The sequence below is a fragment of the Mesorhizobium humile genome, assembly GCF_033977215.1.
Taxonomy (GTDB): Bacteria; Pseudomonadota; Alphaproteobacteria; order Rhizobiales; family Rhizobiaceae; genus Mesorhizobium; species Mesorhizobium humile.
The window spans coordinates 28,463-44,985 of the sequence record NZ_JAVIIV010000027.1; the positions used below are offsets into that span (position 1 = coordinate 28,463).

Below are 16,523 nucleotides of genomic sequence, written 5' to 3' on the forward strand. Positions count from 1 at the left end.
CGCTATCTCCGCCAGGGCCGCGCGCATGTCCTTCATTCCCGATACTACGACGCTCATCCAGTTCGCCATCGCCACGGTGATCCTGGCGATCACGCCTGGGCCGGACATGACGCTGTTCGTCTCGCGCACGCTGAGCCAGGGTCGCGCCACCGGCTTTGCTTCGATGGCTGGCGCGCTTACCGGCACGCTGATCCACACCACGCTGGTGGTGGTCGGCATCTCGGCGCTGATCGTGGCTTCGCCGATGGCCTTCTTCGTCCTGAAGATATTCGGCGCCGGCTATCTGGTGTTCCTCGCCTTTCAGGCCGTGACGAAGGGCTCGGCCTTCTCGCCGGAGAAGAGGACCGGACCGCAAGTCTCCCTGTTCCGCAGCTGGATGGCGGGGCTTGGCGTCAACCTGCTCAACCCCAAGATCATCCTGTTCTTCATGACTTTCCTGCCGCAGTTCGTTTCCGCGCACGATCCGAACGCGTCCGGAAAACTGTTCTTCCTCGGCATGATGTTCATCGTGCTGTCGATACCGGTGACGGTGCCGATGGTGCTGGCTGCGGAGAAGTTTTCTGCGGCGATGAAGGCAAGTCCGCGCGTCACGCGCGTGGTCGATTATCTGTTCGCCGGCGTGTTTTCGGCCTTCGCGCTCAAGATCCTGACGGCGCAGGCGAAGTAGCGCTCAGGGCTCCGCATCGAGCAGCGGCGCGCGGCGCCAGCTTCCGGCCCAGCGGCCGGCGGAGAGCCAGTAGAAGATGCCGCCGACCATGCCGGAGCCGATCACGGCCAGCCTGGCATTGGTTTCGGTGACGTCGAAATTGGCATCGCCGACATTATGCACGAAGCCGAGAAAGACGACGGCTATGACAGCGCCGCCGAGCGCGTAGAACAGCCAGTCGCGGCGGCCGAGCAGCTCAGCGATCAAAATGACGACTGCCGTCGGCATGAAGGCGAAATAGGCGACGAACAGCGCCACGAAAGGCACCGAGACATAGAGCGAGGCGGTGGCCGTCGGCTCGGGGTTGGCCGGCGTGTAGCCCAGATGCGCCAGGACCAGAATGTTGAGGAAGGCGCTCGCCGCCAGCGAGGCGACGACATAGCCGACCAGGATGGCGGCAAAGCGGATGAGGTAGGCGATGATGCGCCTCACGCCTCGCCGTGTCCCGCGATCATCATGGCTTCCAGCGCCAGGCGGTCGACCTTGCGCATGCGCTCGGACTCCGACTTGAGCTGGCCGCAGGCGGCGAGGATGTCGCGGCCGCGCGGTGTGCGGATCGGCGAGGCGTAGCCGGCGTTGTTTATGTAGTCGGCGAATTTCTCGATCGTCTCCCAGTCCGAGCACTGGTAGTTGGTGCCGGGCCAGGGGTTGAACGGGATCAAATTGATCTTGGCCGGAATGCCCTTGAGCAGCTTGACCAGCGCCTTGGCGTCGTCGAGGGAATCGTTGACGTCCTTCAGCATCACATATTCGAAGGTGATGCGCTTGGCATTGGAGAGGCCCGGATAGGCCTTGCAGGCGGCGATAAGCTCCTTCAACGGGAACTTCTTGTTGATCGGCACGAGCAAGTCGCGCAGGTCGTCATTGGTGGCGTGCAGCGAGATCGCCAGCATGACGCCGATCTCCTCGCCGGTGCGGGCGATCTCCGGCACGACGCCGGAAGTCGACAGCGTGATGCGTCGCTTCGACAGCGACAGGCCGTCGCCGTCCGAAGCGATCAGCAACGCCTTCTTCACCGCCTCGAAATTATAGAGCGGCTCGCCCATGCCCATCATGACGATGTTGGAAACTTTTCTGCCCTCGGCCGGCACGATGGCGCCGTCCGGCGTGTCGCGGTCGGGGAAGTCGCCGAGCCGGTCGCGCGCGGTGAGCAACTGCGCCAGGATCTCCTCGGCGGTGAGGTTGCGCACCAGCTTCTGCGTGCCGGTGTGGCAGAAGGAGCAGGTCAGCGTGCAGCCGACCTGCGAGGAAATGCAGAGCGTGCCACGACCTTCCTCGGGGATGTAGACGGTCTCGATCTCGACGGGGCGGCCGGCGCCGCGCGGCGGGAAGCGGAACAGCCATTTGCGTGTGCCGTCGGCGGAGATCTGCTCCTCGACGATCTCCGGCCGCGCGACGGTGAAATGCTTGTCGAGCTCGGCGCGCAGATCCTTGGAGATGTTGAACATATGCGCGAAGTCGGAGACGCCGCGCACATACATCCAGTGCCAGAGCTGCTGGGCGCGCATTTTCGCCTGGCGCTCCGGCACGATGCCGGCGCCGACCAGCGCTTCGCCGAGCTCGACGCGGGTCAAGCCGATCAGCGACGGCTTCTCGGTGTTGCGGGCGCGCAAGGCGTCACGGGCGCCTTCGGCGGTAAGATCAAGCGAAACGGTCATGGTGGCGCCAATATAAGCGATTTGCGGCCGATTTCAGCATCGGCCGAACGGGAAGCGCGGCGCATAGCACAGCTCGGCGGCGGAGTCATGCGGCGGGTTCTCCTTCTCCCCTTGCGGGAGAAGGTGTCGCCGAAGGCGACGGATGAGGGGTGTTCCAGCGGAGTGAGACGCTGGTGTTCCCTGGAACACCCCTCATCCGTCTCGGCGCTGCGCGCCGATCCACCTTCTCCCACAAGGGGAAGGGGAAGATAGCGCCGGCCCTTACTCATCAGTATCCGTCCGCCGTCGATGTCGCGCGGCCCAGCCGGCTTGGCCCCCCACCCGCACCGGACTGCTTTATGTCCCGATCGATGCGAAGCGATAGCGATTTCGGCTGGCACTGAGGTCAACAAATCTTGAGCCCCGTGCGCCTGTGCCAGGGGCGGAACGCGATCGGCTACCGTCATCGTCTGCCGAAAATCGATCACATATTCGTGTTGGCGTAACCAATCGAAACGCATCCGCGAACCTGAAAGGGGCGACCATGCCCCTCAACAATGGGAGTTGTTCCGATGCACTCGATCAAGTTCGTTCTTATCGCCGGCCTCGTCGGTCTTTCCGCCTCGCAGGCCCTTGCCGAGGACACGATGGGCGCCATGACCATGATGAAGGGCGGGCAGGTCACCGCGATCATGCCGGACGGCCACATGGGCACCATGATGCCGGACGCCAAGATGAGCGCCGACATGATGAAGATGGCCAAGCCGATCAAGCACTGCATGATGATGATCACCGACGCCAAGGGCAAAGCCTACATGATCGACACCTCGACCAAGAAGGCCCAGGCCGAATGTGAAAAAATGGCGATGTGACCTCGCCGATCCTGCATGCCGACCTCCCCGCCGGCTGGTATGCCGGCGGGCTATTCGCCGGCAGGCAACATTCCCTTGAGCACCGATCCTCGACGCTGCCGGCATAGTGCCGGCCCGCCTCGCGGGTTGATCGCCCCGGCCAGTGTGCTAGGGCGGATGACCATCAAGGGACGGTCATGGCCGGCATATCGCGAAAATACCGCATGCTGCGGCGTTCACACGCCATGTGGGTATCGCGGCGCGTCTGGCAGCCGCGCCTCGTCTTCTGGGCCGGCGCCATCTCGATCGGCCTGATCAGCGTTTTGTTCGCACTGCTCGCCGACCGCGCGCAGGCCCTATTTCACGCCGTGACGGGCAATGACGGCGGCTGGCGCTTCTATCTGCCCCTGGTCGTGACGCCGCTCGGTTTCGTCCTTTGCGCCTGGCTTGCGCATTCCTTCTTCCCGGGATCGCAAGGCAGCGGCATTCCGCAGGCGATCGCGGCGCGGCATCTGCGCGACGAGGACGACCGCAGCCACATCCTGTCGCTCAGGCTGGTGGTGGGCAAGATCGCGCTCACCATCGTCGGCCTCGCCTGCGGCGCCTCGATCGGCCGCGAAGGCCCGACGGTGCAGGTCGGCGCTTCGCTGATGCTGCAGGCGGCGCGCTGGGGCGGCATGGCGCAGGCGCGCGGGCTGATCCTGGCGGGCTCCGCCGCCGGCATCGCCGCCGCCTTCAACACGCCGCTTGCCGGCATCGTCTTCGCCATCGAGGAAATGGGCCGTGCCTATGAGGCGCGCACCAACGGGCTGGTGCTGACGGCAGTGATCCTGGCCGGCCTCGCCTCGCTCGGGCTGCTCGGCAACTATACCTATTTCGGCGTCGCCAGGGACACGGTCGCCTTCGCCGCCGACTGGCCGCTGGTGCTGGCCTGCGGCATCATAGGCGGTGGTGTCGGGGCGCTGTTCTCGCTCTCGGCGCTGAAAATCATGCGCCGCATCCGGCGCTGGAACGCGCTGCAGCCGCTGCCGCGCACGCTGGTCGTGGCGGCTGTCTGCGGGCTGGCCGTGGCCGCGATCGGCATCGCTTCGGGCGGTTTGACCTTCGGCACCGGCTACACCCAGGCGCGCGGCGCGATCGAAGGCGCGCCGCTGCCGGCCTTGTTCTTCGTCGAGAAATTCGCCGCCGGCCTGTTGTCGATGGTGTCGGGCATTCCGGGCGGCATCTTCGCGCCGTCGCTGGCGGTGGGCGCGGGGCTGGGCAGCACGCTCGGCCTGATCTTCGGCGCGGCCACGGGAACCGCGGCGCTGCTTGGCATGGCCGGCTATTTCGCCGGCGTGGTGCAGGCGCCGATGACCGCCTTCGTCATCATCCTCGAAATGACCGGCAACCACGACAATGTGATCGCGCTGATGTGCGCGGCGGTGCTGGGCTACGGTACGGCGAGGCTCGTCTCAAACGAGCCGCTCTACCACGCGCTGTCGCGCGTCTTCATCGCCGAGGCGATCCGGCGGCGGCGCGCGGAGACGGAGCCCGCGCGGGGCTGAAACGCGCCGTCCAAAACAAAAGGCCGGACTTGATGCCCGGCCTTGCGCAGGACTCAGATGCCGTTTGGCTTATTTACACTTGGCGATGGAGGACAGCGCGGCCGAGATGCCCTTCAGCGAGAAGACGTAGGACGTGGGGTTGCCGCGGCCGGACTTGGCCTGCACCTTCATGTCGGTGCCGGTCTTCATGGCGGCGATCAGCACCGGCTCTTCGGCGGCGTTCTCGACCCAGGCCGACTTGCCGCGGGTGAACATCGAGAAGGACTTCTTGTCGATGGTGACGGTGGCCTTCGAGCCTTCCTGGAAGTTGTAGCCGGCGATGAACTGCGGCTCGTAGGAGACCTGCTGCCCCGGACGCTGGCTGACGAAGAAGAACATGTCGCCATGATCGAGCGACGGGGGCTGCTTGTCGGTGGGCACGGTCAGCACATAGCAGACCTTGCCGGCCTTCGACTGATAGCTGTAGGTGCCCCACGCATTGTGCTGGCCGATCTTCGTCGCCTGCTGCGCCAGCGCCGGCGCGGCGAAGGCGGCCACCAGGACCAGGCTGGAAACTGTAGCAATCAATCCGCGCATCGTTCTTCCCGTATTCCAAATGGTGCGGAGGCGGGCCGCATGGCGTCCTGCCGTCGCTTCATTTTGATTTAATCAGGGTTACCAAACGGTGAATTGTCCTCAAGAAAAGGAACTCACCCCAGGAAACCGCCCGCCCAAAGCACATCACGCCGAAGGGTTCGAGCGACGTGCTTTGGTTTTCTTTTCTTGTGCATGTCGTCATCCCAAAACCGCTACGCACTTTTTGGGCGACATGCAGTCGCGCCGCCCCTGTCGATTGAGGCGGCCGCGACGTCCCGGCGCGGAGTTGGAGGCCACGAAAACGGCAAGAGTTTGTCTTTTCGCACGCGCTGATTTGCGGGCCTGAAACGAACCGCTGTCACATCTTGTCGGCCAGCGCGTCCCTGGCGGCCTGCCTGTGGGCAGGCGTGATATGCGCGCTGACGGCGGCGATCGCGGCGGTCAGCACGGCAAGGTCGTCGGTGTAGCCGAGGCCGACGACGAAATCGGGGATGAAATCGAACGGCAGGACGAAATAGCCGAGCGCGCCAAACAGGGTGGCCTTGGCGCGCAGCGGCGTGTCCTTGTCCATCGCGCAATAATAAGCGGCGACAACCTCGTCCATGAACGGAATCTGCCGCGCCGCCTTCTTGGCGGTGCGCCAAAACTTCTCGCGGACCTCGCCCTCGCCGGCAAGCTTGTCGCCGAAGCCGAAGAAATCGAAACCGGGTTGTTGCACCATCAATTCGCTCCTGGCAGTCGCGCGCATCATTGCGCGCCGGCCCGCCGCGGGAAAATGTGGTGAAAGCGGTGGGCGGCTGCAAGGGTTTAGGCGGTCAATCGCCTGGAAAATCGGAAACGGCGATGCTGGCAGCGGGGAAGCTGAGTTGGCAACCGCTTACGTCGGAGATTGGCCGGAATGTGCTTCCCATCGTCATTCTATGGCGGAGCAAGGAGCGAAGCGACGCGCGCAGACCATAGAATCCATGCCATTACTTTCGAGAGCTGCAACCGCGCAGAATTCTGCTCCGCTGCATTCCTCGGCCAAGGTCACGGAATGGATCCTCGGGTCTGCGCGCCGCTTCGCGTCGCTCCGCCCGTGGATGACGAAGTTCGCAAGCTTCGGCCAACCGCGAACGTTCGCAACGGCTGCGCCGACGCGACGCCCGTAGGTCACGGCATGGATTCCAGGGTCTGCGCGCTTCGCTCCTTGCTCCGCCCTGGAATGACGAACTCAAACGACCGCCCTTAAAGGCGAGGCTGTGCTACCCGAAATACCGGTTCATCTTCTTCGCAAGCTCGATATCCAGCGCCGTAACGCCGCCCGCGTCATGCGTGTTCAGCGTCACGTCGACGGTCTTGTAGACATTCGACCAGTCCGGGTGATGATCCATCTTTTCGGCGGCCAGCGCCACGCGCGTCATGAAGGCGAAGGCCTCGGAGAAATTCTTGAAGACGAAGCTGCGCTTGATGGACGCGCCGTCGGCGGCGAGAGACCAGCCGCCGAGCTCGGCCAGAGCCGTGGCGATCGCGTCCTTGCTGAGTTTCTCTCTGGTCATGTCGGTTTCCTGTGCTATTCGGGAAAAATGACCCGCACCATAGTGCATGTCGCCCAAAAGTGCGCAGCGGTTTTGGGATGACGACAGGCATAAAAACAACCGCCGCATCGATGAGCGCAAAGCCCATAAAATCCATTCTGTTCGTCTGCCTCGGCAACATCTGCCGGTCACCCTTGGCCGAGGGTGTGCTTGGCGCTGTCCTTACCGATAGCGGAATGGGTCACGATATCGCGCTCGATTCGGCCGGGACCGGCGGCTGGCATGCCGGCGAAGAACCGGACCGGCGCTCGATCGCGGTGGCCGCGAAGCACGGCGTCGACATTTCCGGGCAGAGGGCGCGCAAGGTGCTGCCGGAGGATTTTTCGCGTTTCGACCTGATCCTCGGCATGGACAAGGCGAATGTGCGCGACCTCAAGGCGCTGGCGCCGCCGGCCGTGAGCGACCGCATCCATCTCTATCTGGACTTTGCGACGGGGAAGGCACGCGATGTGCCGGATCCCTACTACGACGGCGCGGAGGCCTTCGCTTCGGTCTACCGCATGATCCGCGAAGCATCGGAGGCGCTGGCGAAGCGGCTCGAGGCCAGCGCTTCGCCGACCAGCGGCCAGGCTTCCTCGACGATGTAAGGCCCGCCGCCGACCGAATCGCGCGACGACATCAACACGAAGCGGCCGACGCGGAATGGCAGCGTCGAAAAATTGCCCCGCGCCGACAGATATTGCGCGACGTCGAGCGGGCTCGCATTGCGCAGCCGCGCCAGCGTCACATGCGGCGTGAATTTGCGTGGATCAGCGGGAAGCCCGAGCCGCTGGCAGATGCGGTCGATCTCGCCCTGTAGCGCCGTCAGATCGGGCGTGGCCGACACGCCGGCCCACACCGCATGCGGCTTCTTGCCGCCAAAGGCGCCGACGCCGGAGAGCGCCATCTGGAAAGAGGGACGATCGACCCGATCGAGGGCGTTGGCGATCTCGTCGGCGACATGCCCCTCGACATCGCCGATGAAACGCAGCGTCAGATGATAGTTTTCGACGTCGATCCAGCGCGCTCCGGGCAGCCCGCCCCGGAGCAGGGATAAGGAGAGAGCAGCATCACGCGGAATTTCGAGGGCGGTGAAAAGACGTGGCATGTGAAGCCTCCTGTCCTCGAATCGAACTCTCGCCCCTAGCGAATCATCGATATAAGCGCGGGGCAAGCGGTTTGTTGTCCACAATGTTTCCCCAGCGGAAAGCGTGGCATTCCGGCCTCACGACGCTCCCCCCTTTATGACGGCCCACCATTGTCGGCGATCGCCTTCTCGACCACGGGAAGGATGCGCTCGACCATGGCGTCGACCCCCTTGGGATTGGGGTGCAGGCCGTCCTCCAGCTGCAGATCCGGGTGACCGGCGACGCCGTCGAGGAAGAACGGATAGAGCGGAACGCCGTATTTTTCGGCGAGCCGCGGATAGATGGCGTCGAAGGCCCTCTGATAGTCGGCGCCGAGATTGGGCGCGGCGCGCATGCCAGCCAGAAGCGCGGGAATCTTGCGTTGCTTCAGTTTGCCGAGCATGGCGTCGAGGTTCTTCGCGGCGATCTCGGGCGAAACGCCGCGCAGCATGTCGTTGGCGCCGAGCTCGAGGATCACCAGCCTTGTGCCGTCCGGCACCGACCAGTCGAGCCGCGCCAGCCCGCCGCTCGAAGTGTCGCCCGACACGCCGGCATTGGCCACGGTGACGTCGAGGCCTTTTGCCTTCAAGGCAGCCTGCAGCCTATCGGTAAAACCCTGGCCCGGGCCGAGGCTGTAGCCCGCCATCAGGCTGTCGCCGAAGCCGACGATGGTGAAGGTAGCGGCGCGCGCCGCCGAGATGGCGCCGCAAAGACCGAGGAAAAGGATGAGGGCTGCGGCAAAACGGTGTTTGAAAGCCATGCGGCGAGCCCCATATGACCGGAACAATCCAAGGAAGGAGACACGGGCCGTCTCCTTTTTCCACATATAGGGCGCTTTCATTGTGACAGAAGCCGTCATCGCGCTGAGGGACGTATCGCTGACGCTCGGCGAGGGCGCGTCCTTGGTCCATGTGCTGAAGGGCGTGAGCCTCGATGTGGCGGTCGGCGAAGCCACCGGCATCGTCGGACCGTCGGGCTCCGGCAAGTCCACTTTGCTCATGGTACTTGCCGGCCTGGAAAGGGTCGATTCGGGAACGGTACGAATTGCCGGCGAGCTCATCAACGACAAAAGCGAGGATGAGGTCGCATCGTTTCGTGGGCGAAACATTGGCATCGTCTTCCAGTCCTTCCATCTCATTCCCAACATGACGGCGCTTGAGAACGTCGCGGTGCCGCTCGAGCTTGCCGGCCATGCTGACCCGTTCGGCGTTGCGGCGCGCGAGCTCGCCGCCGTCGGCCTGAGCGACCGTGTGACGCACTATCCGGGCGAGCTCTCCGGCGGCGAGCAGCAGCGCGTGGCGATCGCCCGGGCGCTGGCGCCGACGCCGCGCATCCTCATCGCCGACGAGCCGACCGGCAATCTCGACCAGGCCACGGGAAAGCAGATCGCCGACCTTCTGTTCGCCAAGGCGGCGGAGCGCGGCATGACGCTGGTGCTGGTCACGCATGATCCAGTGCTTGCCGCGCGTTGCGCGCGCCAGGTCTCGATGCGTTCAGGGCGGATCGAGGATACGCTGAAGCCAGTGAAGGTGCCGGCCTGATGCGGACATTGAAGCTCGCCATCCGCTTCTCTTTGCGCGAGATGCGCGGCGGCCTGTCGGGCTTCATGATCTTCCTCGCCTGCATTGCGCTCGGCGTCGCGGCGATCGGCGGCGTCAATTCGGTGGCGCAGGCGATTTCCACCGGCGTCGCCGATCAGGGCCAGACGCTGCTTGGCGGCGATCTGCGCTTCCAGATCAACCAGCGCAGCGCTTCGGACGCCGAGCTCGGTTTCATCAGGAGTCTCGGCACCGTCTCGCAGACTTCCGGCACGCGCTCGATGGCGCGGCTGGAGGACGGCTCCGACCAGGCGCTGGTCGAGGCAAAGGCCGTCGACGACGCCTATCCGCTCTACGGCGCGCTGGAAACCGATCCGGCGCTGCCGAGAGAGCAATTGTTCGGCGAAAGGTCCGGCGTGTTCGGCGCCGCCGCGCCCGACCTGTTGTTCGACCGGCTCAACCTTCATATCGGCGACAGGCTGAAGCTCGGCAGCGCCATTTTCGAGCTGCGGGCCAGGCTGGTCAGCGAGCCGGATGCGGTGTCGGACGGTTTTGGCTTCGCGCCGCGGCTGATGATCTCGCGCGAGGGCCTGGGGGCATCCGGCCTGGTGCAGCCGGGCAGCCTGGTCGAGAACGCCTATAAGGTGAGGCTGCCCGACGGCACGTCCGAGGCGCGGATCAAGGACATCCAGGCCGAAGCCGCGAAGGATTTCCCGCAGGCTGGTTGGTCGATCCGCACGCGCGGCAATGCGGCCCCCGCGCTCTCCGCCAACATCGAGCGCTTCTCGCAGTTCCTGACCCTGGTCGGGCTGACGGCGCTGGTGGTCGGCGGCGTCGGCGTGGCGAACGCCGTGCGCGCTTATCTCGACGGCAAGCGCGGCGTCATCGCCACCTTCAAGAGCCTCGGCGCCTCGGGCGGCTTCGTCTTCACCGTCTATCTCGTGCAGATCCTGTTGATCTCGGGCCTTGGGATCGTGCTCGGGCTGATCCTGGGCGCGGCGATGCCCTTCGTGGCGAGCGCGCTCCTGCAGTCGGTGATCCCGGTGCCGGCGCAAGGCGGCCTCTATCCCGGCCCGCTTGCCATGGCCGCGCTCTTCGGCCTCCTGGTGACGCTGGCCTTCGCGCTCTTGCCGCTCGGCCGCGCTCGCGACGTGCCGGCAACCGCGCTGTTCCGCGAAATGGGATTCGAGAGCCGAGGCCTGCCGCGCCTGCCCTATACGGGCGCAGCACTTGCAATCGTCGTCGCGCTGGCGGCGCTGGCGATCCTTTCGGCCAACGACACCCGCATCGCCTCGATCTTCGTCGGCGCCACCGTCTTTGCCTTCCTGGTGCTGCGGCTGGTGGCGGTGCTGGTGCAGTGGGCGGCGAAAAAGAGCCCGCGCGTGCGTTTCGTGTCGCTGCGGCTGGCGCTCGGCAACATCCACCGTCCCGGCGCGCTGACGCCTTCGGTGGTGCTGTCGCTCGGACTTGGGCTGACGCTTCTGGTGACGCTTGCGCTGATCGACGGGAATCTCAGGCGACAAATCTCCGGCAGCCTGCCGGAGCGGGCGCCGAACTTCTTCTTCGTCGACATCCAGAGCAGCGACGTCGATGCCTTCGCCGGTCTCGTCGGCAAGGAGGCGCCTCGAGGAACGCTGGTCAAGGTGCCGATGCTGCGCGGGCGTATCATGGCGCTCAATGGCGTCGACGTCGACAAGGTGAAGATCCCGGCCGACGGCGCCTGGGTGCTGCGCGGCGACCGCGGCCTGACCTATGACGCGAAACAGCCGGAAAATGCGACGCTGACCGAAGGCGCCTGGTGGCCGCAGGATTATTCCGGCGAGCCGCTTGTCTCGTTCTCGGCCGAGGAGGGCAAGGCGATCGGGCTGAAGCTCGGCGACACCGTGACCGTCAATGTGCTCGGCCGCAACGTGACGGCGAAGATTGCCAATTTCCGTCAGGTGCAATGGGAGACGATGGGCATCAACTTCGTCATGGATTTCTCGCCCAACACCTTTGCCGGGGCGCCGCATGGCTGGCTGGCGACACTGACCGACAAACAGGCCACCGCGGCCGACGACGCAAGGCTGCTTAACGCCGTCACCCGCGCGTTTCCGGCGGTGACGACGGTGCGCGTCAAGGACGCGCTCGACATCGTCAACCGGCTGGTCGCGCAATTGGGCACAGCGATCCGCGCCGCCGCGGGCGTGGCGCTGATCGCCTCGGTGCTGGTGCTCTCCGGCGCCTTGGCCGCCGGCAACCGGGCGCGCATCCACGACGCGGTGGTGCTGAAGACGCTCGGCGCGACGCGCAGGACGCTGATCGCCGCCTTCTCGCTGGAATATGTGCTGATCGGGCTTGCGACCGCGCTGTTCGCGCTTGCCGCCGGCGGCATCGCCGCCTGGTTCGTGGTCGCGCATATCATGACGCTGCCGTCGCATTTCATGCCGGAGGTCGCGGTGGCGACGATCCTGGTCTCGCTGACGGTCACCGTCGGCATCGGCCTCGCCGGCACCTGGCGGGTGCTCGGCCACAAGGCGGCGCCGGTGCTGCGCAACCTCTGACGGCGGGCTTCCGGCGCCCCGCCCGGTTAAATCTTTGTAAGAATGCCGGCTGGAGCGCCCGAAAAGAGGCCTTTTGCCTTCTCACAAAGCGTTACGCCCCGTTACCGTCTTGTTCTTGACGTCAAGAACCATCATATTTCGCGCTAGGCATGCTGGAGCTCCGCCAGCGGCGCCTGGCCCCTGGGGTCTCTCCGAGAGGGCCTGTCACCGGACGGGGCAGAAGCAACAGAGGATTTCCAATGGCTGATCCCATTCGCAACTACCAGACGTCCGCCGCCCCCGGCGCGCGCGTCGATATCGATCAGGGCCTGCGCGCCTATATGATCAAAGTCTACAACCTCATGGGGCTTGGCCTGCTCATTACCGGCCTTGCCGCCTGGGGCGCCTTCCACCTCGCCGTCACCGGCGATGGCCAGCTGACCGCTTTCGGCCAGCTCATCTATGCAAGCGCGTTCCGCTGGGTCGTGATCCTGGCGCCGCTCGCCGCCGTGATGTTCCTGTCGTTCCGCATCCAGTCGATGAGCGTAGGGGCGGCGCAGACCACGTTCTGGGTCTATGCCGGCCTTGTCGGCCTGTCGCTGTCGACGGTCTTCCTCGTCTACACCGGCACGAGCATCACCCAGACCTTCTTCGCCACGGCCGCGGCCTTCGGCGGCCTGTCGCTCTACGGCTACACCACCAGGCGCGACCTGTCGGCGTTCGGCTCGTTCCTGATCATGGGCGTGATCGGCCTGCTGATCGCGATGCTGATCAACATCTTCCTGCAGTCGTCGGCGCTTGGCTTCGCGATCTCGGCGATCGGCGTGCTGGTGTTCGCCGGCCTCACCGCCTATGACACGCAGAAGATCAAGGAGATGTATTTCGAGGGCGACGTCGCCGACGTGGCCGGCCGCAAGGCGATCATGGGCGCGCTGCGCCTCTATCTCGACTTCATCAACCTGTTCATGTTCCTGCTGCAGTTCATGGGCGACCGCCGCTAAGGGCAGCTGCCCGGTCTCAGTGGACCATAGACTTTGCGAAGGGCGGCCCAACGGCCGCCTTTCTTTTTGCGCAGTCCTTTGCTGTTATCGAGGCAGGAAAAAGAGCTGCACAAATTATGAGCACTATTGCGATCAGGGCCGCCGACCCGGCCGACCTCGACCGAATCACGGAAATCTATGCCGATGCGGTCGCGCATGGCACGGCGAGCTACGAGCTGGAGCCGCCCAGCCGTGCCGAAATGGGCAACCGGTTCGACAGCCTGGCATCGGGCGGCTTCCCCTATCTGGTGGCGGAGAAGGACGGCGCCGTGCTCGGCTATGCCTATGCCGGGCCGTTCCGGCCGCGCCCCGCCTACCGATTCGTCATCGAGGATTCGGTCTATGTCGCGCCCGAGGCGAAGGGGCAAGGCGTGGGCTCGCTGCTGATGCAGGCCTTGATCGAGACGGCGCGCGCGGCGGGCTTCCGCCAGATCATCGCGGTGATCGGCGACGGCCACGCGGACAGCGCTTCGGTGCGGCTGCACGAAAAGCTCGGCTTCCGCCATTCCGGTCGCCTGGAAGGGTCGGGCTACAAGCACGGGCGCTGGCTGGACACGGTGTTCATGCAGCTTTCGCTGAATGGCGGCGCGTCGCTGCCGCCGGACCGCAATTCGCTGCCCGAACGGAAGTTTCGCGGGGAATGGAACTGAGGAATTGGGGAACTGAAGAAAAGCATTCAGAGCCGACTGGATCGCCTCCTTCCTTTTTCTCCAGTTCCTCAATTCTTCAGTTCTTCAATTCCTCTTTCCGGACTACGCTTCGACAACCTTCAGCTTCGCATCGAAAACCCCGAGCACGCGGCCGAGTTCCTGGCCGCGCTTCAGGATGCGGCCACCGGCGGCGATGACGGCGAAAGCGCCTTGGCGGCGCGCCAGCCTGGGGTCCTTGACGATCTGGAACAGCGGCACTTCGCTGGCCCGGCGGAAGACGGAAAAGACAGCGCGATCAGTGAGGTGGTCGATCGCGTAGTCGCGCCATTCATTGGCCGCCACCATGCGTCCGTAAAGCCTCAGGATCTGGTCGAGCTCGCGCCGGTCAAACCGCACCGGCTGGTCGAGGCGTGCGTTGCGCGCCTCGTGCAACGGGATCAATATTCCGGATGCTTCCCCATCCTCCGTCCCGCTGCTGTGATCGGTCATGCCTCGATCCTTCGATTGAATCATGCGCCGGCCAAGGTTCGCGCTTTCACGATGGAATTGCAAGGGCGCGGTCGAATTGCAAGGGCCGGGCAAGCACGCGCGCGGTCACGCGGTTTCCCAAACGTCCAGTCACGTTTGCGAAACACATGTTGGAATTGGTGATGCTTCGCCACAATCTCGCCACAAATAATCCGCGCTCATGCCCCAATGTCCGACGAATTTACCGGCGTTGCCTGAGACGGTTCGGTCCGGCACCGGCTCGTAAACCCCAAGCCCCCCGCCCACGGGTCAGCGTCGGATCGAACCAACCTCGGTTTTTCCTTGGAAAAATCAGGTGCGACGATCCCAAAACCTGAATGACCGGCGTCAGAAGCAAGCTGACGCCGGTTTTTTATTGCGTGGATTTTCCCTTCTCCCCCTGCGGGAGAAGGTGGATCGGCGCGTAGCGCCGAGACGGATGAGGGGTGTTCCAGCGGAGTGAGACGTGGGTGTTCACTGGAACACCCCTCATCCGTCGCCTTCGGCGACACCTTCTCCCACAGGGGGAGAAGGAAGAAGGCGCTAAAGCCGATCCGGCTTGCGGATGAAGGCGGCGCCGAGGATCGGCCCGGGCATGCCGTCCTTGCCGACCGACTGCAGCAGCACCGCGCAGCCGCCCTTCTTGGCGATCTCGGTCATCGGCAATTCGTAGCGCTGCGCCTTGCCGTGCCACATGCCGGCGGTCTGGATGTCGGAAACGGCGTTCCAGTAGGTCAGGCTGCGGCCGCTGTTCTCGCCCTGGCCGATCTTCACCATCTGCGGCGGATTGAAATAGACGATCACCACATGCGCGTCGGCCGGGCCGTTGCCGGCATCGCCCGCGTCGATCATGACACGATCGCTGGTGCGGCTCACCTTGACGGCGACACGCATGCCCTCGCCGGTCCTGTCCATGCGCGCCAGGGCGCCGTCGACATCCTTGCGGCTGGCGCCGTTGACGTGGCTGCGGCCATTGATGACGGCTTGCGGCGTGTAGACCGAGCGGTTGCCGAAGGCGCGCATATAGTCATACTGGCGCTCGGTGTTCTCCTTGGTGCTCAGCGTGTCCTGCCAACCGAGATAGTCCCAGTAATTGACGTGGTAGGCGAGCGCGACGATGTCGTCCTTGCCGGCGAGCTCAGCGAAGAACTCGTCGGCCGGCGGACAGGAACTGCAGCCCTGGCTGGTGAATAATTCGACCACGCCCAAGGGCTTGTCGGCTTGAGGCTTGCCTGTCGCGGCCTTCTCGGGCTCGGCTGCCAGGGCCACGCCGCCCAACGCCGTAAGGGCCAGCGCTACTGCCGCAAGCCGCAATCGTCCTTGAAATGCCATGACTTTTCCAATTCCCGCCGGTGACGCCGGCCTTGTTCTGATTGCTAAAATATGTGGCAGAAGCGCCAGTCAACGGGAAGTCACGTTGCAGTGAAATTTTGCTGTTGCAACCGCAGGTAAGGCCGCAATAGGAGAGGCCATTGCATTTCAAGGCGCGGTTCGATTCGGGAGCAGCAACCCTCACCATGTGGCAAACTCTCCTGACCCCCGTCGATCTCTATTGCGAACGGACGGGTCCTGGACTTTGGGCCGAGCCGGCTAATGCTTTGACCAACCTGGCTTTCATTGCCGCGGGACTATGGGGTGCCCAGCAGGTGCGGCGACACAAGGCCGGCACCTTCGCCGAAGTGCTGGCCTGGTGGGTGGTGGCGATCGGCATCGGCTCGACCTTGTTCCACACCTTCGCCAGCAAAGGCACGATCTGGGCCGACATCCTGCCGATCGCCGGCTTCACGCTCGCCTACACGCTGTTCAACCTGAGGCGTTTCCTCGGCATGGAATGGGGCAAGGCGATCCCCGTCTTCGTCGCCTTCTATGTCGTGGCTGGCCTGATCGCCTATGCCGTGCCGGACTGGCTGCGCCAGGCCTCGAACGGCACCACGGGCTACCTGCCGCCCTTCCTGGCGCTCGCCTTCTTCGGGGCGTGGGTGGCGGCCACCGGCAACCGGGCCGGCTGGTACAATCTGACCGGATCGGCGATCTTCGTCGTCTCGGTGATCTGCCGCATGATCGATCCGCTGGTCTGCCCCAGCTTCCCGCTTGGCACGCACTTCCTCTGGCACATCTTCAACGGGCTGATGCTGGCCGTGCTGCTGGCGGCGGCGGCGCGGTTCGGGAAAGCTAAGGGAGTAGGGGAGTAAGGGAGTAAGGGAGTAGGGGGAAGAAGACTGCGGCAGGGTGACTTTTCCCTACTGCCCTATTCCCTTACTCCCCT

The 16,523-nt window shown here is 64.6% G+C and carries 18 protein-coding genes; 9 read left to right on the forward strand and 9 right to left on the reverse strand.

The window, feature by feature from the left end:
* Positions 1-25 precede the first annotated feature (25 nt).
* On the forward strand, positions 26-667 hold the full coding sequence (locus tag RFM52_RS28685; RefSeq protein WP_320298143.1) for a LysE family translocator: 642 nt from the start codon (positions 26-28) through the stop codon (positions 665-667).
* 3 nt (positions 668-670) lie between these two features.
* Here the strand turns inward: RFM52_RS28685 and RFM52_RS28690 are convergent, their stop codons facing one another.
* The gene (locus RFM52_RS28690; RefSeq protein ID WP_320298142.1) at positions 671-1,138 is read right to left on the reverse strand and encodes a hypothetical protein; all 468 of its coding nucleotides are present in this window, start codon (positions 1,136-1,138) and stop codon (positions 671-673) included.
* Positions 1,135-2,364 (reverse strand): dual-specificity RNA methyltransferase RlmN, encoded by a 1,230-nt coding sequence (gene rlmN, locus RFM52_RS28695; protein ID WP_320298141.1) that lies wholly within the window; start codon positions 2,362-2,364, stop codon positions 1,135-1,137. The genes RFM52_RS28690 and rlmN overlap by 4 nt, the downstream gene beginning before the upstream one ends.
* 551 nt (positions 2,365-2,915) lie before the next feature.
* Here rlmN and RFM52_RS28700 point away from each other — a divergent pair.
* Complete coding sequence (locus RFM52_RS28700; protein WP_320298140.1) at positions 2,916-3,215, forward strand: hypothetical protein; 300 nt, start codon at positions 2,916-2,918, stop codon at positions 3,213-3,215.
* A gap of 176 nt (positions 3,216-3,391) precedes the next feature.
* Positions 3,392-4,741, forward strand: a complete 1,350-nt coding sequence (locus RFM52_RS28705; protein ID WP_320298139.1) for a chloride channel protein — start codon at positions 3,392-3,394, stop codon at positions 4,739-4,741.
* Between the two features lie 69 nt (positions 4,742-4,810).
* Here the strand turns inward: RFM52_RS28705 and RFM52_RS28710 are convergent, their stop codons facing one another.
* The 3 genes from RFM52_RS28710 to RFM52_RS28720 all read right to left on the reverse strand — a co-directional run bounded on the left by RFM52_RS28710 (position 4,811) and on the right by RFM52_RS28720 (position 6,855).
* Positions 4,811-5,317: an invasion associated locus B family protein gene (locus RFM52_RS28710; RefSeq protein WP_127229107.1), complete on the reverse strand. Its 507-nt coding sequence runs from the start codon at positions 5,315-5,317 to the stop codon at positions 4,811-4,813.
* A 358-nt stretch (positions 5,318-5,675) separates the two neighbouring features.
* Entirely contained in the window at positions 5,676-6,038 is a 363-nt protein-coding gene (locus RFM52_RS28715) for a YkvA family protein (protein WP_320298138.1), read from the reverse strand.
* A 523-nt stretch (positions 6,039-6,561) separates the two neighbouring features.
* Positions 6,562-6,855, reverse strand: a complete 294-nt coding sequence (locus RFM52_RS28720) for a 4a-hydroxytetrahydrobiopterin dehydratase (RefSeq protein WP_320298137.1) — start codon at positions 6,853-6,855, stop codon at positions 6,562-6,564.
* Between the two features lie 110 nt (positions 6,856-6,965).
* Between RFM52_RS28720 and RFM52_RS28725 the strand changes: the two genes are divergently transcribed.
* On the forward strand, positions 6,966-7,481 hold the full coding sequence (locus RFM52_RS28725; protein ID WP_320298136.1) for a low molecular weight protein-tyrosine-phosphatase: 516 nt from the start codon (positions 6,966-6,968) through the stop codon (positions 7,479-7,481).
* Here the strand turns inward: RFM52_RS28725 and thpR are convergent.
* Positions 7,388-7,981 carry an RNA 2',3'-cyclic phosphodiesterase gene (gene thpR, locus RFM52_RS28730; RefSeq protein WP_320298135.1) on the reverse strand — a complete coding sequence of 198 codons (594 nt, stop codon included), beginning with the start codon at positions 7,979-7,981 and terminating at the stop codon, positions 7,388-7,390. The genes RFM52_RS28725 and thpR overlap by 94 nt on opposite strands.
* Positions 7,982-8,115: 134 nt before the next feature.
* Entirely contained in the window at positions 8,116-8,760 is a 645-nt protein-coding gene (locus tag RFM52_RS28735) for an arylesterase (RefSeq protein ID WP_320298134.1), read from the reverse strand.
* A gap of 82 nt (positions 8,761-8,842) precedes the next feature.
* On the opposite strand from RFM52_RS28735, the gene RFM52_RS28740 reads away from it, so the two are divergent.
* The 4 genes from RFM52_RS28740 (at position 8,843) to RFM52_RS28755 (ending at position 13,750) form a co-directional block, all read left to right on the forward strand.
* The gene (locus RFM52_RS28740; protein ID WP_320298133.1) at positions 8,843-9,541 is read left to right on the forward strand and encodes an ABC transporter ATP-binding protein; all 699 of its coding nucleotides are present in this window, start codon (positions 8,843-8,845) and stop codon (positions 9,539-9,541) included.
* Positions 9,541-12,081, forward strand: coding sequence for an ABC transporter permease (locus RFM52_RS28745; RefSeq protein ID WP_320298132.1), 2,541 nt, complete (start codon positions 9,541-9,543; stop codon positions 12,079-12,081). Before RFM52_RS28740 ends, RFM52_RS28745 begins: the two co-directional genes overlap by 1 nt.
* A gap of 239 nt (positions 12,082-12,320) precedes the next feature.
* On the forward strand, positions 12,321-13,061 hold the full coding sequence (locus RFM52_RS28750; RefSeq protein ID WP_320298131.1) for a Bax inhibitor-1/YccA family protein: 741 nt from the start codon (positions 12,321-12,323) through the stop codon (positions 13,059-13,061).
* Between the two features lie 116 nt (positions 13,062-13,177).
* On the forward strand, positions 13,178-13,750 hold the full coding sequence (locus tag RFM52_RS28755) for a GNAT family N-acetyltransferase (RefSeq protein WP_320298130.1): 573 nt from the start codon (positions 13,178-13,180) through the stop codon (positions 13,748-13,750).
* 102 nt (positions 13,751-13,852) lie between these two features.
* On the opposite strand, the gene RFM52_RS28760 is transcribed toward RFM52_RS28755, so the two are convergent.
* Complete coding sequence (locus RFM52_RS28760; protein WP_320298129.1) at positions 13,853-14,239, reverse strand: DUF2794 domain-containing protein; 387 nt, start codon at positions 14,237-14,239, stop codon at positions 13,853-13,855.
* A gap of 561 nt (positions 14,240-14,800) precedes the next feature.
* On the reverse strand, positions 14,801-15,589 hold the full coding sequence (locus RFM52_RS28765; protein ID WP_320298128.1) for a DUF1223 domain-containing protein: 789 nt from the start codon (positions 15,587-15,589) through the stop codon (positions 14,801-14,803).
* A gap of 185 nt (positions 15,590-15,774) precedes the next feature.
* Here RFM52_RS28765 and RFM52_RS28770 point away from each other — a divergent pair, with 185 nt between their 5' ends.
* Positions 15,775-16,449, forward strand: a complete 675-nt coding sequence (locus tag RFM52_RS28770) for a ceramidase domain-containing protein (RefSeq protein ID WP_320298127.1) — start codon at positions 15,775-15,777, stop codon at positions 16,447-16,449.
* The last annotated feature ends 74 nt before the right edge of the window (positions 16,450-16,523 follow it).

What these genes read in the sequence shown, in the direction of transcription:
- RFM52_RS28710 (WP_127229107.1), bottom strand. Translation starts at nt 5,317, where the DNA reads ATGCGCGGATTGATTGCTACAGTTTCCAGCCTGGTCCTGGTGGCCGCC.
- RFM52_RS28705 (WP_320298139.1), top strand. Translation starts at nt 3,392, where the DNA reads ATGGCCGGCATATCGCGAAAATACCGCATGCTGCGGCGTTCACACGCC.
- RFM52_RS28735 (WP_320298134.1), bottom strand. Translation starts at nt 8,760, where the DNA reads ATGGCTTTCAAACACCGTTTTGCCGCAGCCCTCATCCTTTTCCTCGGT.
- RFM52_RS28750 (WP_320298131.1), top strand. Translation starts at nt 12,321, where the DNA reads ATGGCTGATCCCATTCGCAACTACCAGACGTCCGCCGCCCCCGGCGCG.
- RFM52_RS28685 (WP_320298143.1), top strand. Translation starts at nt 26, where the DNA reads ATGTCCTTCATTCCCGATACTACGACGCTCATCCAGTTCGCCATCGCC.
- RFM52_RS28770 (WP_320298127.1), top strand. Translation starts at nt 15,775, where the DNA reads ATGTGGCAAACTCTCCTGACCCCCGTCGATCTCTATTGCGAACGGACG.
- RFM52_RS28720 (WP_320298137.1), bottom strand. Translation starts at nt 6,855, where the DNA reads ATGACCAGAGAGAAACTCAGCAAGGACGCGATCGCCACGGCTCTGGCC.
- RFM52_RS28755 (WP_320298130.1), top strand. Translation starts at nt 13,178, where the DNA reads ATGAGCACTATTGCGATCAGGGCCGCCGACCCGGCCGACCTCGACCGA.
- RFM52_RS28765 (WP_320298128.1), bottom strand. Translation starts at nt 15,589, where the DNA reads ATGGCATTTCAAGGACGATTGCGGCTTGCGGCAGTAGCGCTGGCCCTT.
- thpR (WP_320298135.1), bottom strand. Translation starts at nt 7,981, where the DNA reads ATGCCACGTCTTTTCACCGCCCTCGAAATTCCGCGTGATGCTGCTCTC.
- RFM52_RS28715 (WP_320298138.1), bottom strand. Translation starts at nt 6,038, where the DNA reads ATGGTGCAACAACCCGGTTTCGATTTCTTCGGCTTCGGCGACAAGCTT.
- RFM52_RS28700 (WP_320298140.1), top strand. Translation starts at nt 2,916, where the DNA reads ATGCACTCGATCAAGTTCGTTCTTATCGCCGGCCTCGTCGGTCTTTCC.
- RFM52_RS28745 (WP_320298132.1), top strand. Translation starts at nt 9,541, where the DNA reads ATGCGGACATTGAAGCTCGCCATCCGCTTCTCTTTGCGCGAGATGCGC.
- rlmN (WP_320298141.1), bottom strand. Translation starts at nt 2,364, where the DNA reads ATGACCGTTTCGCTTGATCTTACCGCCGAAGGCGCCCGTGACGCCTTG.
- RFM52_RS28760 (WP_320298129.1), bottom strand. Translation starts at nt 14,239, where the DNA reads ATGACCGATCACAGCAGCGGGACGGAGGATGGGGAAGCATCCGGAATA.
- RFM52_RS28725 (WP_320298136.1), top strand. Translation starts at nt 6,966, where the DNA reads ATGAGCGCAAAGCCCATAAAATCCATTCTGTTCGTCTGCCTCGGCAAC.